The sequence below is a fragment of the Rhizobium sp. G21 genome (assembly GCF_014158035.1).
Taxonomy (GTDB): domain Bacteria; phylum Pseudomonadota; class Alphaproteobacteria; order Rhizobiales; family Rhizobiaceae; genus Rhizobium_E.
The window spans coordinates 2780808-2805483 of the sequence record NZ_JACFXW010000001.1; the positions used below are offsets into that span (position 1 = coordinate 2780808).

19 protein-coding genes and 5 pseudogenes are annotated in these 24676 nt (G+C 63.0%); 9 read left to right on the forward strand and 15 right to left on the reverse strand.

All coding sequences use genetic code 11. The annotated features are described in order from the left end of the window. Positions 1–78 precede the first annotated feature (78 nt). Positions 79–1320 (forward strand): glycosyltransferase family 2 protein, encoded by a 1242-nt coding sequence (locus tag H2O14_RS14140; RefSeq protein WP_246697604.1) that lies wholly within the window; start codon positions 79–81, stop codon positions 1318–1320. Beyond that, the gene (locus tag H2O14_RS14145; protein WP_182828160.1) at positions 1317–2597 is read left to right on the forward strand and encodes a glycosyltransferase; all 1281 of its coding nucleotides are present in this window, start codon (positions 1317–1319) and stop codon (positions 2595–2597) included. The genes H2O14_RS14140 and H2O14_RS14145 overlap by 4 nt, the downstream gene beginning before the upstream one ends. Positions 2598–2601: 4 nt before the next feature. On the opposite strand, the gene H2O14_RS14150 is transcribed toward H2O14_RS14145, so the two are convergent. Together H2O14_RS14150 and H2O14_RS14155 are read right to left on the reverse strand one after the other, a co-directional pair. Next, positions 2602–3804 carry a glycosyltransferase gene (locus H2O14_RS14150; RefSeq protein ID WP_182828161.1) on the reverse strand — a complete coding sequence of 401 codons (1203 nt, stop codon included), beginning with the start codon at positions 3802–3804 and terminating at the stop codon, positions 2602–2604. A 64-nt stretch (positions 3805–3868) separates the two neighbouring features. Then, the gene (locus H2O14_RS14155) at positions 3869–4186 is read right to left on the reverse strand and encodes a hypothetical protein (RefSeq protein WP_182828162.1); all 318 of its coding nucleotides are present in this window, start codon (positions 4184–4186) and stop codon (positions 3869–3871) included. Between the two features lie 77 nt (positions 4187–4263). On the opposite strand from H2O14_RS14155, the gene H2O14_RS14160 reads away from it, so the two are divergent. Further along, on the forward strand, positions 4264–4491 hold the full coding sequence (locus tag H2O14_RS14160; protein ID WP_182828163.1) for a hypothetical protein: 228 nt from the start codon (positions 4264–4266) through the stop codon (positions 4489–4491). Here H2O14_RS14160 and H2O14_RS14165 read toward each other — a convergent pair. The 9 genes and pseudogenes from H2O14_RS14165 to H2O14_RS14210 form a co-directional block, all read right to left on the reverse strand. Beyond that, positions 4469–5272, reverse strand: coding sequence for an exodeoxyribonuclease III (locus H2O14_RS14165; protein ID WP_182828164.1), 804 nt, complete (start codon positions 5270–5272; stop codon positions 4469–4471). The two genes, H2O14_RS14160 and H2O14_RS14165, sit on opposite strands and share 23 nt — an antisense overlap. 110 nt (positions 5273–5382) lie before the next feature. Beyond that, positions 5383–6029 (reverse strand): annotated as a pseudogene (locus H2O14_RS14170) (outer membrane lipoprotein carrier protein LolA). Between the two features lie 78 nt (positions 6030–6107). Continuing rightward, positions 6108–8788 (reverse strand): annotated as a pseudogene (locus H2O14_RS14175) (DNA translocase FtsK 4TM domain-containing protein). Positions 8789–8907: 119 nt separating this feature from the next. After that, positions 8908–10283: pseudogene (locus tag H2O14_RS14180) on the reverse strand (FGGY-family carbohydrate kinase). 8 nt (positions 10284–10291) lie between these two features. After that, the gene (locus H2O14_RS14190; RefSeq protein WP_182828166.1) at positions 10292–11305 is read right to left on the reverse strand and encodes an ABC transporter permease; all 1014 of its coding nucleotides are present in this window, start codon (positions 11303–11305) and stop codon (positions 10292–10294) included. Positions 11306–11321: 16 nt separating this feature from the next. Next, a pseudogene (locus tag H2O14_RS14195) lies at positions 11322–12281 on the reverse strand (ABC transporter permease); the annotation flags it as partial. Continuing rightward, on the reverse strand, positions 12278–13780 hold the full coding sequence (locus tag H2O14_RS14200; RefSeq protein WP_182828167.1) for a sugar ABC transporter ATP-binding protein: 1503 nt from the start codon (positions 13778–13780) through the stop codon (positions 12278–12280). The gene H2O14_RS14200 and the pseudogene H2O14_RS14195, both read right to left, overlap by 4 nt. 143 nt (positions 13781–13923) lie before the next feature. After that, a complete protein-coding gene (gene rhaS, locus H2O14_RS14205) occupies positions 13924–14916 on the reverse strand; it encodes a rhamnose ABC transporter substrate-binding protein (RefSeq protein ID WP_182828168.1) in 993 nt (330 codons plus the stop codon). Positions 14917–14965: 49 nt separating this feature from the next. Next, positions 14966–15769, reverse strand: a complete 804-nt coding sequence (locus H2O14_RS14210; protein WP_182828169.1) for a DeoR/GlpR family DNA-binding transcription regulator — start codon at positions 15767–15769, stop codon at positions 14966–14968. A 185-nt stretch (positions 15770–15954) separates the two neighbouring features. On the opposite strand from H2O14_RS14210, the gene H2O14_RS14215 reads away from it, so the two are divergent. From H2O14_RS14215 to H2O14_RS14230, 4 genes are all read left to right on the forward strand, one after another. Continuing rightward, positions 15955–18054: a bifunctional rhamnulose-1-phosphate aldolase/short-chain dehydrogenase gene (locus H2O14_RS14215; RefSeq protein ID WP_182828170.1), complete on the forward strand. Its 2100-nt coding sequence runs from the start codon at positions 15955–15957 to the stop codon at positions 18052–18054. Between the two features lie 20 nt (positions 18055–18074). Beyond that, entirely contained in the window at positions 18075–19364 is a 1290-nt protein-coding gene (rhaI, locus tag H2O14_RS14220; protein WP_182828171.1) for an L-rhamnose catabolism isomerase, read from the forward strand. A gap of 95 nt (positions 19365–19459) precedes the next feature. Next, a complete protein-coding gene (locus H2O14_RS14225) occupies positions 19460–19717 on the forward strand; it encodes a GlsB/YeaQ/YmgE family stress response membrane protein (protein WP_182828172.1) in 258 nt (85 codons plus the stop codon). A gap of 78 nt (positions 19718–19795) precedes the next feature. Then, positions 19796–20224, forward strand: coding sequence for a metallopeptidase family protein (locus H2O14_RS14230; protein ID WP_182828173.1), 429 nt, complete (start codon positions 19796–19798; stop codon positions 20222–20224). Here the strand turns inward: H2O14_RS14230 and H2O14_RS14235 are convergent, their stop codons facing one another. Continuing rightward, the gene (locus H2O14_RS14235) at positions 20225–21121 is read right to left on the reverse strand and encodes a LysR family transcriptional regulator (protein ID WP_182828174.1); all 897 of its coding nucleotides are present in this window, start codon (positions 21119–21121) and stop codon (positions 20225–20227) included. It lies immediately after the preceding gene. Between the two features lie 100 nt (positions 21122–21221). Here H2O14_RS14235 and H2O14_RS14240 point away from each other — a divergent pair, with 100 nt between their 5' ends. Then, positions 21222–22217 (forward strand): NAD-dependent epimerase/dehydratase family protein, encoded by a 996-nt coding sequence (locus H2O14_RS14240; RefSeq protein WP_182828175.1) that lies wholly within the window; start codon positions 21222–21224, stop codon positions 22215–22217. 23 nt (positions 22218–22240) lie between these two features. On the opposite strand, the pseudogene leuD reads toward H2O14_RS14240, so the two are convergent. Further along, positions 22241–22845: pseudogene (gene leuD / locus H2O14_RS14245) on the reverse strand (3-isopropylmalate dehydratase small subunit). Positions 22846–22973: 128 nt separating this feature from the next. On the opposite strand from leuD, the gene H2O14_RS14250 reads away from it, so the two are divergent. Beyond that, positions 22974–23852 carry a LysR family transcriptional regulator gene (locus H2O14_RS14250; protein WP_182829383.1) on the forward strand — a complete coding sequence of 293 codons (879 nt, stop codon included), beginning with the start codon at positions 22974–22976 and terminating at the stop codon, positions 23850–23852. On the opposite strand, the gene H2O14_RS14255 is transcribed toward H2O14_RS14250, so the two are convergent. Both H2O14_RS14255 and H2O14_RS14260 read right to left on the reverse strand, forming a co-directional pair. Further along, complete coding sequence (locus H2O14_RS14255; protein ID WP_182828176.1) at positions 23849–24184, reverse strand: type II toxin-antitoxin system RelE/ParE family toxin; 336 nt, start codon at positions 24182–24184, stop codon at positions 23849–23851. The genes H2O14_RS14250 and H2O14_RS14255 overlap by 4 nt on opposite strands. After that, the gene (locus H2O14_RS14260; RefSeq protein ID WP_182828177.1) at positions 24181–24468 is read right to left on the reverse strand and encodes a type II toxin-antitoxin system ParD family antitoxin; all 288 of its coding nucleotides are present in this window, start codon (positions 24466–24468) and stop codon (positions 24181–24183) included. The genes H2O14_RS14255 and H2O14_RS14260 overlap by 4 nt, the downstream gene beginning before the upstream one ends. Positions 24469–24676: the final 208 nt, after the last annotated feature.

Consider the following 24676-nt stretch of genomic DNA (forward strand, 5'->3'; position numbering starts at 1 on the left):
CGCGGCCGCACGACCAGGAGCGGCCAGGCGACGGATTGGGGCGCGAGTCTGGCTTTCACGCTGGAGGCGTGCGTGTCGATGCCGCATGGGCTTCTGATCGCCGGCTGGTGTTTTGATCCGGAAGAGCAGATCGAGGACGTCGTCGCCATCGATTATTCACTCGCGGATCCGGTTCTGTCGGATCAATGGCTCCTCACATCCGGGTCGGAAAAGATTTTCGGCGCCGAACGTGAGGGTAAACATGTCTCGGTCTTCGTCGGTCGGAAAGACGGCGCGCCCGCCTGTCAGGCCGTCACATTGCGACTTGGTCTCAAAAATGGCGGCGCCGTGTTCGTCAGCCCGGCATTGTTCGCGCGCGATCTCTCGACCCAGCGCGCGGCGGCGCTAAGCGTTCTGGCCAAGCAAGGCAGGAATGCGCGCGCCCTGTTCGACCATGTTTATCATCCGGCGCTCGCGCCGTTGCAGCAGACGCTGCTCGAGCGGCAGGAGGTGCTGGATATCTTGGATTTCGGGCGACGGTCTTCACGAAAAGCATCGCTGCTGATTCCGCTTTATCGCGACCTCTCCTTTATGCGGTCGCAATTGATGGCTTTCGCCCGAGACGCGGAGCTGGCGCAATCGGCCGAGATCATCTTCGTCGTCGACGATCCCCCGCTCGCCGATAGGGTGGCCGCCCTGATCGAAGGCGCGGCTTTCGTTTACGATCTCGACCTCAGAGTGGTGACGCTCAAGCAGAACGGCGGCTATGCGCAAGCCAACAATATCGCCGCTTCCATCGCCGAGGGCGAAACGCTCGTCCTGATGAATTCCGATGTCGTGCCCGATAAAGCGGGCTGGCTGGACCTGCTGCGAGACAAATTGGAGCCTATGCCGGCCTATTCGGCGGTCGGACCGAAACTTCTGTATGCAGACGGGTCGATCCAGCATGTGGGCATGCGTTTCAAACGATTTTCCGACGGCCTTTGGCGTAATTTTCACGATTGGAAAGGCTTTGCGCGTTATTTCCCGCCAACGCTGGTCGAGCGGCGCGTCGATGCGCTTACCGGCGCATGCCTGGTGATCCGAAAGAGCGACTTCCTCGCCGTCGGCGGCTTTTCCACCGATTATATCGGCGGCGACTTCGAAGACAGTGATCTCTGCCTGTCGCTCACCGCGCGAGGCGGTGAGATGGTCTGCGTTCCACGAGCCGAACTCTTCCATTTCGAACGGCAGTCGATCGGAGCGGAAGGTCCGTCCGAAAGGCCGGAAAGCGTCTACAACCGCCTTTTGCACACGCATCGCTGGAACGATGTCCTCGAAACGCTGGGAGCCGACGCATGAGCGCCCAAACGCTCCGTATCCTCCAGATCGCCCACAATCACCCGCTCTTTCCGGCGGGCGGCACCGAGGCGGTTGCGATGTCGCTGCATCGGCAGGCGCTCGCCGAGGGGTTGGACAGCTGGTTCCTCGGTGCGCTCGACAAGGATCTCGCCGTCCCGCACCCGGGAACGCATATGATGGCGCTGAGCGACGATCAGCGGGAAGCGGCGTTGTTCACCGACAGTTTCGATTATTTCATGCTCGCACAGCCCGATCACTTCGGCTTCCTGCGTGAGTTCGGCGATTATCTGGAAGCTCTCCAGCCCGATGTCGTCCATTTTCACCACGTCATCAATTTCGGCCTCGAGGCGCTGTTCGCGGCGCGACGGCGGCTCCCGACCGCCCGGATCGTCCTGACGCTGCACGATTACTATTTGATCTGCGCCAACAACGGCCAGCTCTTCAAGCATCATGACCAGACCCGATGCGACGGGCCGAGCCTGATCCAATGTCGCAAATGTCTGCCGTCGATCAGCCCAGAGCGACTGAAGCTTCGGCAAATCGATGTCGCCGCGGCGCTGTCGGTCTGCGACGCGCTGGTGTCGCCGTCGATGTTTCTCAAGGACAAGATCGAAGGCGTCTTCGATCTCGCCCAGCCGGTGACGTTCATCGAAAACGGCTATCTCGGTTCGGCGGACGTCCCGGACTCGCCGGAGGCGAAGGGTGGGACGACGGTGTTCGGCTATTTCGGCAATGTCTCGGCGATCAAGGGGCTCGATCATCTGCTCGAGGCGCTGGCCATGCTCAAGGCCGCCGGCGTGACAGGCTTCCGCCTGCACGTGCATGGATCCCAGCTCTACAAGGATCCTGACTTCCAGGCGCGGCTCGACGCGGCGTTGGCCGAGATCAAGGGTGACGTCCGGTTCTTCGGCGCCTATCGTCCCGAGGACCTGCCCATGCTGATGGCGGATGTCGATTGCGTGGTCTTCCCGTCCATCTGGTGGGAAAACGCGCCGCTGGTGGTCTATGAAGCTTTGCACCACGCCAGAGAGATCATCGCCTATCCCCACGGCGGCGCCGCGGAAATTCTCGCCCGGCATCAGGCCGGCAGGTTGGCCCGCAGGTCCGACGTCGCCTCGCTCGCTGCGGCGCTGCGGGCGTTTCTCGACCGCGGGACCGAAGCCGTTTCGGTCGCACCGCGCCGCCTCCCCGGACCGGCGGATCTTCTCCACGCGCATCTGGCGCTTTATCGCGACGGCGCTTCCACCGAAAACAGGCTGTCGACCGCCGCCCTGTGACGATTCAAGGCATGGTCGGCATCCCACCGCGCGAGGATCGTCTCGCGCGCTTTGCGGCGCATACGGTCGACGCCGTCACCGCCGTCCAGCGCCCGCAGCGCCGCGCCTCGGCGATCGCCGAGGGATCGAAGAAATCCGCCAGAAACCCGTTCTCCCCGTCGGTGACGAATTCGCGCACCGGCGCCGTGTTCGAGCCGATGAAGGCGCAGCCCGTCGACAGCGCTTCGAGCGCCGACCAGGACAGCACGAAAGGCACGGTCAGGTAGATATGCGCGGCCGAAACCTGCAGCACCCGCCGATAACTGTCATAGGGCAGGGAGCCGACGAAATGCGCGCGCGCCATATCGAGATCGGCCTCGGCCATCACCTCGTCGAAATGCGCTTCCGTGTCGTGCCCCGAGCCGTAATAGACCGTGCGGTCGCCCACCACGATCGCCTCGACCCGCCGATCCCGTTTCTGAAGCTTTTCTAGAGCGCCGATGAACGGCTTGAAGCCGCGAAATGGATCGGATCCCCGCGCCACATAAGTGACGACGCGGTCGCCATGTCGGAACGTCCGGCCGGCTGGCGTCGTGTAGGTCGCATCGGGATCGGGCTTGAGAAGGTCGGTGTCGACGCCGTCGGGGAGCACCTGGATCGCCGATCGGATCGCTGCCGGGAATTGCGACCTCTGCCACTCCGTCGGCGATATCATCAGGTCCGCCCGCATCAGATCCGACAAGATCGGCATATTGAGAAGGCTGGTCAGGAAGCGGTTCACGTAGCCGCGATCGCCCTCCAGAAACTCCGTGCTCTCGGCGTTGTTGTTGTAGAACCACTCGCAATATTTGACATATTTGGCGTCGGGAAACACATCCTGCACGAATGCGCCGGTGCCCCAGCCCGTATGGCCATAGACGATGTCGGGGATCCAGCCATCGTCTCGAAGCATGAGCGCCCGTTTGACGACGCTCGCCGATTCCCGGATATATTGTTCGGTTTCGAACAAAGAATGATGTTCGGGGCGATCGACCTCGACCTCCTGCCCATATTCGACCATCCGCACGCCGTCGACCGGCGGATTGCTCCGCCCGTCCTTCAGTCCGCGATGAAGCGCGATCACATCATGGCCGCGGGCCACGTAATCGCGCGCGATCCGCGCGAACTGCCCCGGAAAATAGTGATGGATGAACAGGATCTTCATGGCGATCGCCTTGTTGGCAGTCATCTGGGGCGGCAATTCTCCCGGTCTTCACGCTTCGTCCAAAGGCGCGCTCGAGACGAAACGACCGTCAGAAAATGCCGAACAGACGCTTGCGCTTCTTCGGGCTCATCTCAGCCGTCAGCTTGCGCAGCGACTCGTCGATGCGCATGATGAACACTTCCGTGGCGTCCAGCCGGCTTTCGATGGCGATCAGTCGGTCGGCGACATTATCCGGCAGATCTACAGAAGCCGCAGGACGGGCCTGATGCGCTTCGATCTGCTCCGCGACCTGCTCCGACAGCGAGTCGATCTCCTCCTTCAACTGCTGGATCGCCGCGTCATACTGCTCTCCGAAGGCATGCAACAGCGTATCGATCTTGCGATCGTCGCTCGACGCGATCGGCAAAGGCGCCTCCCCGAGCGGACCGATTGCGCAATCACCATCAAGCCGTCCAAAGAGGTGATATGCGGCGCGAGCACGACATGAAACGCGTGATCGCCCTTGCCGATCTCCGCGTCGACCAGATCGACGCGCTCGATATTGGCGACGCCGCTGCCGACCACCTGCTGGCCGTACATGACCCGGATGACGAGATGCTCGTCCGGGTTATCCTCGTTGAACGCCCAGCCAACCAGCTTCCCATCAACCAATTCGTCCGCGCGGCCTGTCAACATGGCGTCGCTCTCCTCAGAATGTCAGATTTGCAATGACCGGCACATGATCCGACGGCTTGTCCCAGCCGCGGGCGTCGCGCAGGATCTCGACGCCGGTCAGGTGCGGAGCGAGGTCGGGGGACGACCAGACATGGTCGAGCCGGCGGCCACGGTCGGAGGCGGCCCAGTCGGCGGCGCGGTAGCTCCACCAGGTGTAGAGCTTGGCGGGTTCGGGCATATGCCGGCGCATCAGGTCCACCCAGCCGCCCCGAGCGATCACGTCGAGCAGGCCTTCGGTCTCCACCGGCGTGTGGCTGACGATCTTCAGCATCTGCTTGTGCGACCAGACGTCGTGTTCGAGCGGCGCGATGTTGAGGTCGCCGACGAGAATGCTGGAGACGCCGGGCTCGCCATCGGCCCTCATCCCCTTCATCTCCTCGATATAGTCGAGTTTGTGGGCGAATTTCGGATTTTTCACTGCATCCGGTTCGTCGCCGCCGGCCGGCACGTAGAAATTATGCAGCCGGATGCGTTTGCCGCCCGCCTCGAACAGCGCCGAGACATGGCGCGCATGGCCGACATTGCCGTGGTCGCGGCGATCGATCTCCGACAGCGGCAGTTTGGAGATAATGGCGACGCCGTGATAGCCCTTCTGGCCATTGATCGCCTGATGTCGATAGCCACGGGCGTTAAAGGCCTCGGCGGGAAACAGCTCATTGGCGCATTTGGTTTCCTGAAGGCAGAGAATGTCGGGATTCTTCTCGTCGAGCAGTTTCTCGACGATCGGCAGTCTCAGTCGGACGGAATTGATGTTCCAGGTGGCAAGCGTCAGCGTCATAAAGATTCGTCCGTTTGTTTTGGCCGGACACTAAACGAACGGCCCGAAAATCCCAATCGATTTTCAGGCCGTCGACGCGATATGCTTCGTCACATCAAGTAAGAAGGCGTTCAACGTTGCTTGGCGAGGATTTCCGGCGGCATGCGGAACACGCGATCGTCGAAGGACAGGCCCGTCTGCACATTGAAGATCATCACGGACGTGTCCTTGCCCTGATTGTCGGTGATGGTCCACTGCCGGAGGTCATAGGTCTTGGGATCGAACATCATGGTGATGGTCGAGTCGGCGAAGAGAGAGCGGTCGCCGAGCTTGATGGTGATGAGATCGGGCTCTTCCTTGACGCCGCGCACCATCTTTCCGGTCAGGTCGATCTTGTTGTCGAGCAGCAAAGCGAGCGGTGTCTTCGACAGCGGATAGAGATCCCAGGTCTTCAATTTGACATTGCCGATCGCCACGTTGCGGCCGTCGGAGATCACCCGCATCGGCGAGGGGTTCTCATAATTGAAGCGGATCTTGCCGGGCCGTTCGAGAAAGAACTTGCCGCCGGTCTGCTCGCCGCGCGGGCCGAACTGCACGAATTCACCCCCATGGTCTTCACCGAGGAAAAGTGGTCGGCGATGGTTTGCGCGACCGACTTGGATTGGGCGGCGGCGAAATCGACAGGCGACAAAGCCAGCAAAGCCGTAAAGCCCAGGCTCGCCAGCACGGAGCGGCGGCTGGCGGTCTTGAGCGGCGTTTGAAGCGTCTTGCGCGTCATTCTGGTCTCCTTTTTGGCCTTTTCTCCATAGAAAGTGCGGCGCCTTCAAGGCGTTCCGCACAGGATGCGAAAAAGCGCCTAGCGTGCGAGGACGTCGTCCTCGGTGGGCACGAGGATCTCGCGCTTGCCGGCATGGTTGGCGGGTCCGACGATGCCCTCCTTCTCCATTCGTTCGATGATCGAGGCGGCGCGGTTGTAGCCGATTCCCAGGCGACGCTGGATATAGGACGTCGAGGCCTTGCCGTCGCGCAACACCACGGCCACCGCCTGGTCGTAGGGATCGTCCGATTCCGCCATATTGCCGGTTCCGGCGGGTCCATGGCCGCCCTCGCCATCCTCGTCCTCGTCTTCGGTGATGGCGTCGAGATATTGCGGCGACCCTTGAGTCTTCAGGAAGGCGACCACATCCTCGACCTCGCCGTCGGAGACGAAGGGGCCGTGAACGCGCTGAATGCGTCCGCCGCCGGCCATATAGAGCATGTCGCCCATGCCGAGCAGCTGTTCGGCGCCCTGTTCGCCCAAAATGGTGCGGCTGTCGATCTTCGACGTCACCTGGAAGGAGATGCGAGTGGGGAAGTTGGCCTTGATCGTGCCGGTGATCACGTCGACGGAAGGACGCTGGGTGGCCATGATGACATGGATGCCGGCGGCGCGGGCCATCTGGGCCAGCCGCTGCACGGCGCCCTCGATATCCTTGCCGGCCACCATCATCAGGTCGGCCATTTCGTCGATGATCACCACGATATAGGGCAGCGGCTTGAGGTCGAATTCCTCACTCTCATAGATCGCCTCGCCGGTCTGGCGGTCGAAGCCGGTCTGCACCGTGCGGGTGATCTGCTCGCCTTTTCGTGCGCCTGGGTCACGCGGGCGTTGAAGCCGTCGATATTGCGAACGCCGATCTTGGACATCTTCTTGTAGCGCTCTTCCATTTCGCGCACCGTCCATTTCAGCGCCACGACGGCCTTCTTCGGATCGGTGACGACGGGCGAGAGCAGATGCGGAATGCCGTCATAGACGGACAGTTCGAGCATCTTGGGATCGATCATGATCAGGCGGCACTGTTCCGGCGTCATCTTGTAGAGCAGCGACAGGATCATGGTGTTGATGGCCACCGACTTGCCCGAGCCGGTGGTGCCGGCGACGAGCAGATGCGGCATCTTGGCGAGATCGGCGATCACGGGTTCGCCGCCGATCGTCTTGCCGAGCGCGACGCCGAGCTTGGCCTTGGAGCCGTCGAAATCGCGCGAGGCGAACATTTCGCGAAGATAGACCATCTCTCTGTTGCGGTTCGGCAGTTCGATGCCGATGGCGTTGCGGCCGGGCACGACGGCGACGCGGGCGGCGATGGCGCTCATCGAGCGGGCGATGTCGTCGGCCAGCCCGATGACGCGGGAGGATTTGATCCCCGGCGCCGGCTCGAGTTCATAAAGCGTCACCACCGGGCCGGGGCGGACATGGATGATGTTGCCCTTGACGCCGAAATCGTCGAGCACGCCTTCGAGAATGCGGGCGTTCTGCTCCAGAGCGTCGGTCGACAGCGTCGCGTCGCGCGCCACGTTCTTCGGCTCTGCGAGCAGACCGATCGGCGGCAGGTCGAAGCCGTTGTCGGTGCGGGGCGCGGGCTGGATGGAGCGCGCGGCCATGCGCGGCTGCGGCGCACGGGCGGCTTGCGGCTGCGGGGCTGGCTGTATCGGCGCCGGGCGGCGGGCGCCGCGCGGTTCGGCCTTCACAGTCCAGTCGCCGTCGTCGTCGTCCTCGTCGTCCGCCAGCAGGCCGGCGGGACGGTGGCGGTCGAGCTCCAGCGCGTCGTCGTCCTCTTCCTCGTCGTCATCGTAACCGGCGTCGAGCGGCGGCGAAGAGATGATGCGGCGGAGATAGGGGCGCTTGTCTTCGCTGAGATCCGGCTCCACCCGTCCGCCCGCCGATTGCAGGCCGAATTCCTCGTCGTTGAGATCGAAGGGATGCTCGATGTCGCGGCGCGATTGCGGGCGTCCCTGCTTGCCGGCCATCCGGCGCATCCGCGCCTTGAGCGAAAACATCGCATGCGCCGCATAGCCGCGGATGAAGGCGAAGGCGCTTTCGCGCTCGTCGTCTTCCTCGATCAGGCTCGCCTGTTGCGACGCGCGGGCATGCCGGATCGGCATCACGGCGCGGGCTTCGTCTTCCTCGTTTTCTTCCGGCTCTTCGGTGACGATCAGATTGGCGGCGAAGGCGAGCAGGCCGAAAGCGGGCGCGGCGCAGATCGTTCCGATCACGGCGGCGAGGGCGCCTTGCGGATAGGCGCCGATGAACAGGCCGGGAAATTTCAGGATCATGTCGCCGAACACGCCGCCGAGCCCGTTGGGAATCGGCCATGTCGCCGGCGCCTGGAAGCACGACAGGGCCCCCGCCGCCAGCACAGAGCCGGCGAACCAGGCCGCGCCGCGCTTGATCAACCGGTAGACCGGCACATTGAGGATCATCATCAGCGCCCAGGCGAAAACGGGCAGCAGCGCCATCACCGAGGCCAGGCCGAAGAACTGCATCATCATGTCGGCGAAATAGGCGCCGCCGGAGCCGAGCAGATTGGTCGGCTCGCGGGACGTGGCGTTGGAATAGCTGGGGTCCAGCACGTCCCAGGTCGACAGCGCGGTGACGGCCAGGCCGAGAAGGCCGAGCAGCGCGAAGCCCGACACCGCCTTGGTCTGTCGCCAGAGGAAGGAGGTCAGGATAAAGCGCAGGGAGCGGTTTTCGTAGTCCGCCGGGATGCTTCTCGCCATGGATGTCGACTCGCCGCGTTCGCAAATGCCGTTCACGGCCGCTGAGAAACGCGGCCAGATTGCTCGAACTTTAGCGGCAGAGAGTTAATCGAGCATTAACCATGGGTGTTCGGCGGGCGTTAACCCTCATGCTTGTCCACGGTTTCGCGCCAGCGGCGGGCGTATTCGACAAGGCGCGGGTCGGGGGCGGGCGCCGTCTTGCCTGCCGCCTTCATCCGACCGGCGCGACCGAGCGCGAGCGCTGCGGCGCCGGCGCTGGTGCCGGTCGCGCCGGCGCCGCCGGTTTCCACCGCACGGCCCGTCGCCGCGCCGAGCATGTCGAGATAATCGGCGTTGGCGGCAAACGGGCCCTCGACGATGCTCGGCCCGTCCGCGCCGATCAGCTCCAGGCAGACGCCGGTCATCAGGCCGAGATAGAGCGAGGCCGCATAGAGCCGGGCTCCGGGCGTGAGCGCCTCGACCGGATGCGTCCAGCCGCCCTTGCGGCCGATGAAGGGGCCGGTGTCCATCGGCTTGGAGGGCAGGAACATCAAGCCGCCGTCGAGCACGGCGCGCTTGTCGTCGTCCCCCACCTTCGCCTGCGGATCCGCCTCCAGCGCAGCGAACGCCCGGCCGCCCATGAAGCGGGAGGAGGGGACCGGGTCGCCATAGGCGTTGACATTCATCAGCGTGTCGCGCGCGGGGTCGAGCTCAATCTTTCGTCCGCCGATCGCAAAGCAGATCACCCAGGTTCCGGTCGACACCACCGAGAAGGGCGCGGCCCGCGCCTTGAGATGGGTCAGCAGCGAGGCGTTGGAATCATGCAGGCCGCCAAACACCGGCAGACCCTCGGCGAGCCCCAGCTCGGCGGCGGTCTCGCGCGTCAATCCGCCCACCGGCTCGAAGGCGTCGCTCATCGGCGGCATCATCAGGCGCCAGTCCATTTTCTCGACCAGCGAGGAATAATCGCGCGCATGCGGATTCCAGAGATCGGTATGGGCACCGAGCGAGGTCATTTCGCTGACGCGTTGGCCGGTGAGCCTGAAAGCCCAGTATTGCGGATAGGGGATGATCGTCGCCACCCGTGCGAAGTCTTCCGGATAGCGCGTCTGCTGCCAATAAAGCTGCGCGCCGACATTCAGCCCCGCCGCCAGCCGGGGCGAACCGGTCTCGTCGAAGCCGGGGCGGATCGCGTCATAGTCCGCCGCCGTCTCGTCGACGCCGTGATGCTCGTAATCCAGCATCGGCAGCGCGAGGTCGCCCTTGTCATCCAGAAGGATGATCGAGGCGCCATGGGCGCTGATCGAGATCGCATCGATCCGATGGTTCCGCGCGAGCTCAGTCAGCGCTTCCTTGATGAAGCGCCAGAGCCCGTCGATGTCGTGATGCGGGTAGGGGGCTCGTCGATCACCCGGTTGGGCGCGCGCCTGACATCGCTTTCCCTGCCTTCCACGAGATCGAACAGCGCCAGTTTGGCGTTGGTCTTGCCGATGTCGATGACCGCGATATACCGCATGGCTGACCTCAGGCTTTGGCGCGGCGCCGGCCGAGCCGAGCGATCAGCGTCGGCATGGCGATCACCAGGATCAGCATCAGGCCGATGAAGATCGACATCACGATGCCCGGCACATTGAGCAGGCCGAGGCCGAATGTCACCAGCCCCATGATCACCGCGGCCAACACCACGCCGAGGATCGAGCCCGAGCCGCCATTGATGTTGATCCCGCCGAGCACCACCATGGTGATGGCTTCGAGTTCGAGGCCGGTGGCGATCGACGGCCGCGTCGAGCCGAGCCGGGCGGTCAGGCAGACGGCGGCGAGGCCCGCCATCAGCCCGGTCAGCGCGAACAGGATGAATTTCACACGGTTCACCTTCACGCCCGAAAACATCGCCGCCGTCTGGTTGTTGCCGATCGCAAAGACGGTGCGGCGAAAACTCGTCCGGTGCAACAGGACATGGAAGAGGATGGCGAGGCCGACGAACAGCACGAGCTCGAAGGAGAACACCCACCAGACATAGCCCTGGCCGAACCAGGAGAATTCTTCAGGATAGCCGGTATAGGCCTTGTCGCCGAGAATGATGAAGGAGACGCCGCGAAACAGGCTCATCGTGCCGATGGTCACCACGATCGAGGGCAGGCCGAGGCCGGTGACCAGATAGCCGTTGATCATGCCGCAGACCAGGCCGGCGGCCAGTCCCACCGCCACGAGTTCATAGGGACCGGCGCCCGCCTTGAGCGCTGCGCCCATCAGCGTCGAGGCGACCGCGATGATCGAGGCGACAGACAGGTCGATTTCGCCGGAAATGATCACCAGCGCCAGCGCCAGCGCCACGATCGCCTTTTCGGTGAAGTTGAAGGTGGCGTCCGACAGGTTCCAGGGATCGAGGAAATAGGGCGAGGCGAAGGAATTGACGATGAAGATCGCCGCCATCACGGCGAACAACAGGCTTTCCCAGCTCCTGACCGCTCGTTGCCCCGGCGTTCTCAGCCGGTCGGGAATAGTCCGTGGCGTCATGGTTTCGGCAGCAGTGCTCATGCGACGACCTCCGCGCTTTTAGGATGACGCGCCCCTTCTTGCGTTCGGCGCGGGCGTTGAAGGCGACGGCGAGGATGATCACGGCGCCGGAGATCGCCAATTGCCAGAAGGGCGAGATGTTGATGACCGGCAGCGCATTCTTGATCACGCCGAGAAACAGCGCGCCGAGCACCGCGCCCGCGACCGAGCCGATGCCGCCGGCGATCGAGACGCCGCCGATCACGCAGGCCGCCACGACGTCGAGTTCGAAGCCGAGCGCGATATCGACATAGGCGACCGCATAGCGCGCGATCCAGAGATAGCCTGCCAGCCCCGACAGCGCGCCCGCGACGATGAAGGCGATGAAGCGGGTGCGGCCGGGATCGATGCCGGCATAGATGGCGGCATTGGCGTTGCCGCCCACCGCATAGAAGGCGCGGCCGGTGGTGGTGCGGCCGAGCATAACCGTTATGATGGCGATGACGACGAGCGACGACAGGCTGAGCAGCGACAGGCCGAACAGATGGTCGCGCGGCAGCGCCTTGAAGGCGTCGGTCATCTCATGCGCATTGATCCATTTGCCGTTGGTCAGGAGGAAGATGACGCCGCGATAGACGGTCATGGTGCCCAGGGTCACGACGATCGGCGGCATGTCGAGTTTCCAGACCAGGAGGCCGTTGACCGCGCCGAGCGCTGCGCCGAGCGCAATCGCGATCAGCACGATCACCGGGATCGGCAGGCCGGGAAAGGCGTTGTTGAGCATGGCCGCGACCATGCCGGTCAGCGCCAGCGTCGCGGCTGTGGAGAGATCCACGCATCTGGTCAGGATCACCGCCATCTGGCCGAGCGCCAGGATGATCAGGATCGAGGTGTCGGCATAGACATTGCCGAGGCTCGCCGGCGAGATGAAGGAGGGAAAGCGGGCGGCGATCAGCAGCGTGAGCGCGGCGATGGCGATCATCAGCTGAATTTCGCGCTGGCGGAGCAATTTGATCATGCCGCGTCTCCAATGCCGGCGGCGGCGCGCACCAGGGCTTCGGCGGTCAGTCCCTCACGGGCGTATTCGCCGACGATGCGGCCTTCGCGCATCACGATCACCCGGTCGGCCATGCCGAGAATTTCAGGAATCTCCGAAGACACCATGATCACCGACAGGCCTTCGGCGGCCAGCTCGCTCATGAATTCATGCACGGCGGCCTTGGAGCCGATGTCGATGCCCTTGGTGGGTTCGTCGAGAATGATGACTTTGGGTTTGGTGGCCAGCCATTTGGCGATGACCACTTTCTGCTGGTTGCCGCCCGACAGCGTGCCGACGGGCTGGTCGAGCGAGGCGGCGCGCAGATCGAGCCGCTGGGTGTAGTCGCGCGCCAGCTTGAACTCTTCGGCGAGCCGCAGGAAGCCGCGCCGCGAGGTGCGCGACAAGGACGGCAGCGTCACATTCTCGAAGATCGGCATGGCGGTGATCGCGCCCTGGCGGCCGCGCTCCTCCGGCACATAGACGATCCCCTTGGCGATCGCCTCGTCGGGGCTGCGGATCACGGCGACATCGCCATCGATGCGGATCGCGCCCTTGGATGGTTTGGTCACGCCGATCAGAGACTGCATGAATTCCGAACGGCCGGCGCCGACCAGCCCGTAAAAGCCGAGGATCTCGCCGCGCCTGAGTTCAAAGCCGATGCCGTCGAATTCGGTCGGATGACAATAGCCGGCCACCGTCAGCACCGAAGGGCCTGGTTCGACCGTCTTCTTGGGAAAGACCTGGCCGATGTCGCGGCCCACCATCATCCTGACCAGCTGGTCCTGGCTCGCGTCGCGGATCAGCCCTTCGCCGACCATCTGGCCGTCGCGAAAGACGGTGTAGCGGTCGGCGATCTTGAAGATCTCGTCGAATTTGTGAGTGATGAACAGGATCGCCTTGCCGTCGGCCTTGAGACGCTCGACCAGCTCATAGAGCTCGTGGATTTCCTTATGCGACAGCGCCGCCGTCGGCTCGTCCATGATCACCACGCGCGCGTCGACCGACAGCGCCCGCGCAATGGCGACCAGATGTCTTGAAGCGATGGAGAGATCGCGGAGCCTGACGCGCGGATCGAAACTCGCGCCGGCGCGGCCGAGCAGCGTTTCGGCCTCGGCATACATCTTCTTCCAGTCGATCAGGCCGAAGCGGTTCTTTGGCGCATGTCCGAGAAAGATGTTTTCGGCGACCGAGAGTTCGTCGAACAGCACGGTTTCCTGGTGGATGGCGGTGATGCCCTGCCTCAACGCCGCAAACGCGCTCGGCAGTTCAGTCGGCATGCCGTTGATCTCGATGGCGCCGTCGTCGGGCTGGTAGATGCCGGTCATCACCTTGACCAGCGTCGATTTGCCGGCGCCGTTTTCGCCGATCAGCGCCGTGACCTGGCCGGGATGCAGCGCGAGATCGACATTGGAAAGAGCGCGCACGCCGGGAAAGGATTTCGAGATTCCCTTCAGCCGGACCGTCGGTGTGTTGAGCATGGCGACGACATTCATGAGAGCTGAACCGAAAGAGAAAGAGCGACCGGCGCGGCGCGCAATCAAGCCCGCCGTCGTCTTGGGATCAACCGTTCCCGCTGGGCTCGAAGGCCCGGCGAGAACAGCGTCTTGGTGAGGTTGCCGGATCAGAAGATCTTGGCGAATTCCTCGACATTCTTGGCGTCGTAGACGAACGGGTCGGCCATCGCACCTTCTCTGTTGTCGTCGAGCTTGACATTGCCCATGCGGCCCATCGGGATTTCCGCGCCGGCGTCCGCCTTGGCCTTGCCGGTCACGAGATTGTAGGAAATCATCGTGGCGGCGTAGCCGAGATCGATCGGGTTCCAGATCGCGAAGGACTTGGAGGCGCCCGACTTCACATGGCCGGCCATTTCCGAGGGCAGACCGAGGCCGGTGACGTTGATTTTGCCGGTCATGCCGGCGTCTTCCACGGCCTGGGCCGCGGCGACGATGCCGACGGAGGTCGGCGCGATGATCGCCTTGAGGTTGGGATAGGCTTTGATCAGGCCTTGCGTCTCGGTGTAGGACTTGTCGGTCTTGTCGTCGCCATAGACGGTGGTGACGATGTTGATGCCCTTGTAGTTCGGCAGCACCTTCTTCATTTCCTCGATCCAGGTGTTCTGGTTCGTGGCGGTGGCGGTGGCCGAGAGGATCGCGACATCGCCGCCCTCGGGCAGATTGTCGGCGGCCATCTTCACGCACATATTGCCGATCAGGGAATTCGACGACGGATTGAGATGCATCATCCGGCCCTCGGGCGCGACGCCCGAATCCCAGGAAATCACTGTGATGCCGCGATCCATGGCCTTCTTCAGCGCCGGCGCCACGGCGTCACGGTCATTGGCGGAAATGGCGATGGCGTCGACCTTCTGGGCGATCAGCGAATTGATCACTTCGATCTGGCCTTCGGCGGTGGTGTCGGTCGGGCCGGTATAGATGATGTCGACATCGCCGAGTTCCTTGGCCGCTTCCTGCGCGCCCTTGTTGGCGGCGTCGAAGAAGCCGATGCCCAACGCCTTGACGACGAGAGCGATCTTCTTGTTTTCGGCATGCGCGACATTGGCGATGAGGGCCGTGGAAATGGCCGCCGTCACCAGCAGTTTCTTCAGAATACCCATGATGTCTCCTCCCTTGGGTTTCAGTTCCTCCTCCGCGCGCGCCGTCTCCTCACGACGCGGCGGATGATTTCTCGTTCGATCTCTCCTGCGCCACGATCAGCGTGACGCCCGCCTGCTCCAGCATGGCGGCGTGGCGGTCCTCGATGCCGGCGTCGGTGATCACGGTGGCGATCCGCCTGAGATCGCAGAGGATCAGGCTCGACCGTTTGGCGAATTTCGAGGAATCCACCAGCACGATCAGTTCGTCGGCCTGGTCGATCAGTTTCTGCTCCGCCTGGATCAGCAGCGGATCGGCCTCCATCAGGCCGAGCGCGCCGAGCCCCTGTGCGCCCATGAACATGCGCTGGGCGTAGAAATTGCGGGTCACGTCATTGTCGAACGGCGAGAGAATGATGTTCTGCTCGCGATAGATCACGCCGCCCGACAGCATCACCGTGTTCTTGGAGTTCTTCAGCAGATGCTCGGCGATCGGAAACGAGTTGGTGAACACCTGCAGCCGCCTGTTGACGAGGAAATGCACCATCTGGAACGTCGTTGTGCCGCCATTGATGATGATGGCGTCGCCATCGTCGCACAGCGCCACCGCTTCGCGGGCGATTGCTTGCTTCTGACGGGAATTGATCGTTTCGTTGACGCTGAAGGGGCGTCCGGCAAGACCGACGAATTGCGGCGGATGCAGCGCTTCGGCCCCGCCGCGCACCCGGCGCAGCTTTTTCTGGACATGCAGGGCGGCGATGTCGCGGCGGATGGTCGCCTCGGAACTGTCCGTGAGTTCCACGAGTTCCGGCACGGTCACCACGGGCTTTTCCTGCACCGCTGACATGATGATCCTGTGGCGTTCCTTCTCGTGCATCGGCTCTCCCCTTCCCGGTTAAGTTTTCATTGATTGTCGTCAGTGTCAATCATGTTCGATCATATTATTTCATTGTGCGACGCAATATGACTGTAAATGATCATTTTTGATTGACAAATCGACCGAGGTCCTGTGAATTCGGCGCAAACGATCCGCGCCGGCGCGGACCTAGTGGAGGAAACATCATGAGCACACAAGCAGGCGGCGCGCGCCTCGCCAATCTTTGGGACAAGGCCAAGGCGGAGGCGATGAGCGAGCCGGAGCGGTTGATCTATCGCTCCAACCTCCTGGGGTCGGACAAGCGCATCACCAATTACGGCGGCGGCAACACCTCCGCCAAAGTGATGGAAAAGGATCCGCTCACCGGCCAGCTGGTGGAAGTGCTCTGGGTCAAGGGCTCGGGCGGCGATGTCGGCACCATCAAGCGCGACGGCTTCGCCACGCTCTATATGGACAAGCTCGAAGCCCTGAAGGGCCTCTATCGCGGCCTCGCCTTTGAAGACGAGATGGTGGATTACCTGCCGCATTGCACCTTCGCGCTCAATCCGCGCGCCGCCTCCATCGATACGCCGCTGCACGCCTATGTGCCGAGAAAACATGTCGATCACATGCATCCCGACGCGATCATCGCCATCGCGGCGTCGGAAAACTCCAGGCAGTTGACCGAGGAGATTTTCGGTGGCGAGATCGGCTGGCTGCCCTGGAAACGGCCCGGCTTCGAGCTCGGCCTCTGGCTCGAAAAATTCTGCCGCGAGAATCCGACGGCGCGCGGCCTGATCCTCGAAAGTCATGGCCTGTTCACCTGGGGCGATACCGCGGAAGAGTCCTATCTGACCACGGTGGAGATCATCAACAAGGCGATCGCTTGGCTCGAAGCCAGGATCACCGGCCCGGTGTTCGGCGGCGCGAAAAGCCAGCCGTTGCCAGCCGACGAACGCCGCAAGGTCGCCGGCGCCCTGATGCCGGTCATCCGCGGCATGATTTCGGCCGCCGAGCCCAAGATCGGCCATTTCGACGATTCGCCCGCCGTGCTCGAATTCGTCTGCTCGCATGAGCTCGATGCGCTCGCCGCACTCGGCACATCCTGCCCCGACCACTTCCTGCGCACCAAGATCCGGCCGCTGGTGATCCACTTCGATCCCGCCAATCCGGATGTCGCCGCAGCTCTCGCCGGCCTCGACGGCGCCGTCGCCGCCTATCGCGAGGATTACAAGGCTTACTACGAGCGCTGCAAACATGACAATTCGCCCGCCATCCGCGATCCCAATGCGGTGGTCTATCTGGTGCCCGGCGTCGGCATGCTCACCTTCGCCAAGGACAAGGCCACGGCGCGCATTTCGGGAGAATTCTACGTCAACGCCATCAATGTCATGCGCGGCGCGTCGTCTGTCTCCACCTATGTCGGTCTGCCCGAGCAGGAAGCCTTCGACATCGAATACTGGCTGTTGGAAGAGGCCAAGCTGCAGCGCATGCCCAAGCCGAAATCGCTCGCCGGCAAAGTCGCGCTGATCACCGGCGGCGCGGGCGGCATCGGCAAGGCCACCGCCGAACGCTTCCTGAAGGAAGGCGCCTGCGTGGTGCTCGCCGATATCGACCGGACCGCGCTCGACGCCGCGCAAGCCGATTTTACCAGCCGGCACGGCAAGGATCAGGTGCGCAGCGTGTTGATCGACGTCACCACAGAAGCGCAGGTCGCGGCCGGTTTCGCCGACGCCGTGGCGGAATTCGGCGGGCTCGACATTCTCGTTTCGAACGCGGGTCTGGCGTCGTCGGCCTCGATCACCGAGACCACGCTCGATCTCTGGAACAAGAATATCGACATTCTCGCCAAGGGCTATTTCCTGGTGTCGCGGGAAGCCTTCAAACTGTTCGAGACCCAGAAGATCGGCGGCAACATCGTTTTCGTCGCCTCCAAGAACGGGCTCGCCGCCTCGCCCAACGCCGCCGCCTATTGCACGGGCAAGGCCGCCGAGATCCATCTCGCCCGCTGCCTGGCGCTCGAAGGGGCCGAAAAGGGCATCCGCGTCAACACCGTCAATCCCGATGCTGTGCTGCGCGGCTCCAAGATCTGGACGGGCGAATGGAAGGAGCAGCGCGCCGCCGCCTACAACATGTCGACCGATGATCTCGAGGCGCATTACCGCGCCCGCTCGATGCTGAAACTGTCCGTCTATCCCGAAGACATCGCCGAGGGCATATATTTCTTCGCGTCTTCGGCATCTTCCAAATCAACTGGTAATATATTGAATGTAGATGCTGGTAACGCCCAGGCGTTTACGCGCTGAGGGGATCGGGAGACAGGCGGATGGGAATCTTGGCGTCCAATGTCGTTGACAGCGACAATCACAAATATGTCGGCGCGCTCCGCCGCGAATACAATCATCTCGGCGAGCTGCTCGCCCGTCGCGGCATCGACATCGACTGGGTGAAGAGCAAGGTCGCCGCTTATGGCGTCGCCGTGCCCTCCTGGGGCGTCGGCACCGGCGGCACCCGCTTCGCCCGCTTCCCCGGCCCCGGCGAGCCGCGCGGCATCTTCGACAAGCTCGAAGATTGCGCCGTGATCCACCAGCTCACCCGCATCACGCCCACGGTGTCGCTGCATATCCCCTGGGACAAGGTGGAGGATCTCGCGGCCCTCAAGCAGAAGGCCGACGAGCTCGATCTCGCCTTCGACGCGATGAACTCCAACACCTTCCAGGACCAGCCCGACCAGGCGCGGTCCTACAAATACGGCTCGCTCAGCCACACGGACGCCTCGACCCGCGAGCAGGCGATCGAGCACAATCTCGAATGTATCGAGATCGGCAAGGCGCTCGGCTCCAAGGCGTTGACCGTGTGGATCGGCGACGGCTCGAATTTTCCGGGCCAGGTCAATTTCACCCGCAGCTTCGAGCGCTATCTCGACTCGATGAAGGCCATCTATGCCGGCCTGCCGGACGACTGGCGGCTGTTCACCGAACACAAGATGTTCGAACCCGCCTTCTATTCGACGGTGGTGCAGGATTGGGGCACCAATTTCCTCATCGCCCAGGAGCTCGGCCCCAAGGCGCAATGCCTCGTCGATCTCGGTCACCACGCGCCCAACACCAATATCGAAATGATCGTCGCCCGGCTGATCCAGTTCGGCAAGCTCGGCGGCTTCCATTTCAACGATTCGAAATATGGCGACGACGATCTCGACACCGGCTCGGTCGATCCCTACCGGCTGTTCCTGGTGTTCAACGAACTGGTTGACGCCGAAGTCAACAAGGTCAAGGACTTTCGGCCGGCGCATATGCTCGACCAGAGCCACAACGTCACCGACCCGATCGAAAGCCTGATCGCCAGCGCCACCGAAGTCAGCCGCGCTTATGCCCAGGCGCTGATGGTCAATCGCGACACGCTGTCCGCCTGCCAGGACAACAACGACGCGATCATGGCGACGGAAACGCTGAAGAGGGCCTTCCGCACCGATGTCGAGCCGATCCTCGCCATGGCGCGGCTGGAGCGCGGCGGCGCGATCAACCCGATCGGCGCCTATCGCGCCTCCAACTATCGCGCCAAGGTGGCGGGGGAGCGCCCTGTGGTCACGTCCGGCGGCGGCGGCATCGTCTGACCCCTGTTTTTCCGGCTTTTGGTCGACCGAAGCCTGATTGACAGCGGCTTCGGGACGCGCCACCTATGATCCATCGGGATCATGGGAGGGCGCGCATGGGCGTCGGTAGTCTTCTGGTTTTCCTCATCATCGGCGCGTTGGCCGGTTGGCTCGCGGGGCTTCTCGTCAAGGGCGGCGGTTTCGGCCTGCTCGGCAATATCGTGGTCGGCGTCGTCGGCGCGGTCATTTCCGGCTTCCTGCTGCCCTATCTCGGCTTCGGCATGGGCGGCGGCTTCTTCTGGTCAGTGATCCACGCCACCATCGGCGCCGTGATCCTGCTGGTCATCCTCAGGATCATCCGCACGGGAACCTGAGCCGAGCGCCGAAACTGACGATTTTCATACTCGCAAAAGCGAAAGCCTGGCTTTATATACGGGCCGACAGGAGTGATCATGGCGAGTATAGACCAGACGGATATTTGGCGGGACGCCTATGCCCCGTCGCTGGAAGCGATCGAACAATTGGCGCGCGAGGCCTATGGGCAGTTGCCCGACGATTTCCGCGCGCTCTGTCAGGATCTGATCATCCAGATCGCGGATTTCCCGTCCGACGATATTTTCGAGGACATGGCGCTGGAGACGCCGTTCGACCTGCTCGGCCTGTTCGAAGGCCGCGGCGTCACCGAACGGTTCTCGGTCGAAAACGGCGAATTGCCCAATCGCGTCACCCTCTATCGCCGTCCGATCCTCGATTACTGGGCCGAGAACGAGGAGACTCTGGGCGACATCATCGCCCATGTGCTGATCCACGAGATCGGCCATCACTTCGGCCTGTCCGACGAGGACATCGAGGAGATCGAGGCGTCGGTTTCCGAGGCGTGATCACGGCTCGGCGCATTCGGCCGCATAGGCCTTAAGTTCTCCTTGCAGGAAATCCAGTGCGCGGCGGATGCGCCGGTTGGTCTTCAGTTCCTGATGCGCCGCCAGCCAGAGCGGCAGGCGCGGAAGCGGCAGATCGGTAAGAAGCCTTTGGAGATCGGCGTCGCGGGCGGCGATCGCCAGTTGCGCAAAGCCGATGCCGCCGCCGGCGCGCACCAGTTCCCATTGCGCCACTTCGTCATCGGTGCGGAAGCCGAAATCGCTCCTGTTCATCGTCAGACCGAAATGACCCATCGCGTCGAGAATGCGGGTGACGCGGTCATAACCGACCAGATCATGCTCCCCGAATTCTTTCAGCGATACGGGCGCGCCGCGCCGCGCGACATAGTCGCGATGCGCGAAACAGCCCAGAGCGAGGTCGCCGATCTTCTGGGCGATCAGGTCGTTCTGCGCCGGCCGCGCCATGCGGATGGCGATGTCGGCGTCGCGGGCCAGAAGATTGGCGATGGCGTTGTCGGACGCGAGTTCGATGTCCAGCCCGGGCTCGGCCTGTTTCAGGCGCGCCAGCATCGGCGGCAGCACATAGGTCGCCATTACCTGGCTTGCGGTGATCCTGACTGGTCCGCTCACCCGGTCGCTCTGGCCCGCCGCCCGCAAGAGGAGGTGATCGACGTCGCTGCGGATCGAGCGGGCGTCTTCGAGCAGCGCCATTCCGGCTTCCGTCAGCCGCATGCCGGCGCGGCCGCGGCTGAACAATGTCAGCCCGAGCTGGCGTTCCAGTTCGTCGATATGCCGGCCGAGCGCGGGTTGGCTGACGCCGATCCTGCGCGCCGCCGCAATCAGGCTGCCGCTTTCCGCCACGGTGACGAAGCTGCGGATCAGATTCCAGTCGAGATCCATCTATTCACTTTCGAATAGAAACTATAGTTTTCTATTGATTTAATATAACACAGCCGATCGCTATCTTCCAGTCGTCACGCACCGACCAGGAGAAAACATCATGCGCGTCGCCGTTCTCGGAGCCAATGGAAGAATAGCCCATGCCGTAGCCCGCGCCTTTCTCGCGCATGCCCATCAGGTCATCGCCGTCACCCGTTCCGGCGTCTGCCGCGGTCTGGTCGGCAGCGTCGATTGCCGCGCCGCCGATGCGATGGTGGAGGACGATCTGATCGCCGCCACGCGCGGCGCCGATATCATCTTCAACGGCCTCAATCCGCTCTATCATCAATGGCCGCGCTACGCCCTGCCGATGGCGCGCAATGTCATGGCGGCCGCCCGCGCCCATGGCGCGCGCCATCTCTTCGTCGGCAATGTGTACAATTACGGCTATCGCATTCCGATGCAGGCCGATGAGCAGACGCCCTTTTCACCCGACACCGAGCATGCGCGCATCCGCATCGCCATGGAGACGTTGTTCGCGGAAGAGGCCGAACGGTCCGGCGTCCAGACGGTCGTCCTGCGCGCCGGCGATTTCTACGGAACGGTCGGCGAGGGCGCGTGGTTCGACCAGGCCCTGATGGCCAGGATCCGCAAGGGCGTGCTGCAATGGCCGGGCGACATGGATATTGCCCACGCCTTCGCCTATCTGCCGGATCTCGCCGAAACCTTCGTGCGGCTCGGCGAACGCATGGCGGAATTGCCCGCCTTCGAGACCTTCAATTTCGAAGGGCATACGCTCACCGGCCATGCGTTTCACGCGCTCACGCAGCAGGCGCTCGGCCGGCCCGTGACGTTCAAGCATATGTCCTGGCTGCCGATGCGGCTCGTCGCGCCCTTCACGCCGGTGGTCAAGGCGCTGCTGACGATGACCTATCTCTGGCGCCGACCGCATTCGCTCGACGATGGCAAGCTCCGGCGTTTCCTCGGAGCCATTCCGAGCACCGAGCCCGTCGAGGCCATCCGGCAGGCGCTTCTCGACCAGGGAATCACGGTCGCGTCAGACGCAAAAACGGCCCGCCTCAGCGAGCCGTCTCCGGTTCTTCAAGCTATGCGCTAGAGCAAACCCAGCGGAAAGCGCGTTTACGCCCAGGGGCGCGAAGCGGCGTTCGACTTTTCGAAAGCGTCGATCGAGGCGGCCTTTTCGAGCGTCAGCCCGATGTCGTCGAGACCGTTCAGCAGGCAATGCTTCTTGAAGGCGTCGATGTCGAACTTGATGACGCCGCCGTCGGGACCGCGGATTTCCTGGGCGGCCAGATCGACCGTCAGCGTGGCGTTGGCGCCGCGCGAGGCGTCGTCGAGCAGCTTTTCCAGTTCTTCCGGCTTCACCACGATCGGCAGGATGCCGTTCTTGAAACAGTTGTTGTAGAAGATGTCGGCGAAGCTGGTGGAGATCACGCAGCGGATGCCGAAGTCGAGCAGCGCCCAGGGCGCATGTTCGCGCGAGGAGCCGCAGCCGAAATTGTCACCGGCCACCAGGATTTCGGCCTTGCGATAGGCCGGCTTGTTCAGCACGAAATCGGGGTTTTCAGAGCCGTCTTCCTTGAAGCGGGCCTCGGCGAACAGACCCGAGCCCAGACCGGTGCGCTTGATGGTCTTCAGATAATCCTTGGGGATGATCATGTCCGTGTCGATATTGACGACGGGATAGGGGCGGCGATGCCGGTCAGCGTGGTGAACTTGTCCATGGGTCTGGCCTTCTGACGATGGGTCTTCGTTTAGTTCAGCCCTCTAGCGCAGATCGCTTGGCTTTTGAAGGAAAATCTTGCAAACCGGTCGGACGCCCGGCCGCATCCTTTCGGGCGAAGAGGCCGAGATGATCGACAAGCTGCAATTCTTTCTGACGCTGGCGCGCGAGCAGCATTTCGGCCGCGCCGCCGAGGACTGCGGCGTCACCCAGCCGACCCTGTCGGCGGCGATCCGTCAGTTGGAAGGCGAACTCGGCGTCATGCTGGTCAATCGCGGCTCGCGCTATCAGGGTCTTACGCCCGAGGGTCAGCGGGTGCTCGAATGGGCCCGCCGCATCGTCGGTGACGCCCGCACCATGAAGGAGGAGATGCGGGCGGCGCGCACGGGTCTTTCCGGCCATGTGCGCATCGCCGCCATCCCGACGGCGCTGTCTCTAATCCCCAAGCTGACGGGCCCGTTTCAGGAAAAACACCCGGCCGTCACCTTTTCGGTGCAGTCGGCGACCTCGCTCAAGATCCTCAGCCAGCTCGACAATCTCGAAACCGATATCGGCATCACCTATCTCGACAACGAGCCGCTCGGCCGCGTGGTCAGCGTTCCCCTGATCGAAGAGCGCTATCACCTCGTCGTATCGAAACGCGCGCCCGAGGCGAGCCGCGCCAGCATCACCTGGCGCGAGGCGTCGGAACTGCCGCTGTGCCTGCTCACCGCCGACATGCAGAACCGCCGCATCATCAACAAGCATCTGGGCGAAGCCGGCGCCAAGGTCGAGCCGCGGCTCGAAACCAATTCGATGATCGTGCTGTTCACCCATGTGCTGACCGGCCAATGGGCGTCGATCATGCCGGAGGAAGCCGCCCGCTCCTTCGGTTTCGCCGACCAGGTGGCGATCATCCCGCTCACCGATCCCGCACCCACGCATCTCGTCGGTCTGGTGGCGCTGGAGCGCGATCCCAACACGCCGCTGGTCTCGGCGCTGATCAATGCGGCGCGGGGGCTGCGTTAGGGGCCGCCATTTTGCATCGCCGCCTCATCGAGATCGCGCACGTCGAAAGTGATTTCTCGGCCGGCATGAAAGATCCGCAGGATATAAACTGTCCGTTCTTCGATGGTGAAAGCGATGCTAGCCCTGCGCTTGAAGCCGGTGATCCGCAAGCCCGGCCGCAAATCGTCGCGGGATGCGCCGCGTTGGGGAAAGCGTGACAAGCCGTGGCAAAATTGTTCGATTGTCGCGACGTAGCGGCGGGCGATGTCCGGCCCGGCCTTTTCAATCAAATAGACAAGCAGATTTTCAAGATCGTCACTCGCTTCAGGGGCGAAAATGACGCGATATCTCACGGCTCCGATGTCTCCCGCAGCAGCGCCGCCACCTTGGCGTCCAGGCGTCGTCTCACCTCGTCCGCCGTCAATCCCCGTTCTGGATCGCTTTTCATTTTGTCGTAGGTGGGAGTGACGTCTTCTATCAGCCAGCGCTCGACCGCGACGTCTCGCTCTGCCAGGTACCGCAGGCTATCGTCAATTACAGCGCTGGCGTCCTGATATTGCCCGGACGCGACCTTTGTCTCGACCATATCCGCCACATCCTGCGGCAAGGTGATGTTGAGAGATTGCTTTGCGGCCATTGATGTCGTCCTTCCTTGCACTTTATAGCAGCGTTTTGCCGATCAAGCCACACTGTTGCGCCTGGGCGTGGGGCCTGTTTCGGTCGAGATGCTTACACCATGCGGCTTTGATAGAAATTTCCTATCGATCCACGATTCCCCCTTATTGACCTCGGGCCGTTCTTTCGTCACCCTCCGATGTCAGCGATTGCCTGGCCGACAGAGTTCC

Coding starts and splice junctions, on each gene's coding strand:
- H2O14_RS14240 (WP_182828175.1), top strand. CDS start 21,222: ATGCGCGTCGCCGTTCTCGGAGCCAATGGAAGAATAGCCCATGCCGTA.
- H2O14_RS14215 (WP_182828170.1), top strand. CDS start 15,955: ATGAGCACACAAGCAGGCGGCGCGCGCCTCGCCAATCTTTGGGACAAG.
- H2O14_RS14250 (WP_182829383.1), top strand. CDS start 22,974: ATGATCGACAAGCTGCAATTCTTTCTGACGCTGGCGCGCGAGCAGCAT.
- H2O14_RS14190 (WP_182828166.1), bottom strand. CDS start 11,305: ATGAGCACTGCTGCCGAAACCATGACGCCACGGACTATTCCCGACCGG.
- rhaI (WP_182828171.1), top strand. CDS start 18,075: ATGGGAATCTTGGCGTCCAATGTCGTTGACAGCGACAATCACAAATAT.
- H2O14_RS14260 (WP_182828177.1), bottom strand. CDS start 24,468: ATGGCCGCAAAGCAATCTCTCAACATCACCTTGCCGCAGGATGTGGCG.
- H2O14_RS14210 (WP_182828169.1), bottom strand. CDS start 15,769: ATGCACGAGAAGGAACGCCACAGGATCATCATGTCAGCGGTGCAGGAA.
- H2O14_RS14230 (WP_182828173.1), top strand. CDS start 19,796: ATGGCGAGTATAGACCAGACGGATATTTGGCGGGACGCCTATGCCCCG.
- H2O14_RS14145 (WP_182828160.1), top strand. CDS start 1,317: ATGAGCGCCCAAACGCTCCGTATCCTCCAGATCGCCCACAATCACCCG.
- H2O14_RS14235 (WP_182828174.1), bottom strand. CDS start 21,121: ATGGATCTCGACTGGAATCTGATCCGCAGCTTCGTCACCGTGGCGGAA.
- H2O14_RS14150 (WP_182828161.1), bottom strand. CDS start 3,804: ATGACTGCCAACAAGGCGATCGCCATGAAGATCCTGTTCATCCATCAC.
- H2O14_RS14165 (WP_182828164.1), bottom strand. CDS start 5,272: ATGACGCTGACGCTTGCCACCTGGAACATCAATTCCGTCCGACTGAGA.
- rhaS (WP_182828168.1), bottom strand. CDS start 14,916: ATGGGTATTCTGAAGAAACTGCTGGTGACGGCGGCCATTTCCACGGCC.
- H2O14_RS14200 (WP_182828167.1), bottom strand. CDS start 13,780: ATGCTCAACACACCGACGGTCCGGCTGAAGGGAATCTCGAAATCCTTT.
- H2O14_RS14140 (WP_246697604.1), top strand. CDS start 79: ATGCCGCATGGGCTTCTGATCGCCGGCTGGTGTTTTGATCCGGAAGAG.
- H2O14_RS14225 (WP_182828172.1), top strand. CDS start 19,460: ATGGGCGTCGGTAGTCTTCTGGTTTTCCTCATCATCGGCGCGTTGGCC.
- H2O14_RS14160 (WP_182828163.1), top strand. CDS start 4,264: ATGAAACGCGTGATCGCCCTTGCCGATCTCCGCGTCGACCAGATCGAC.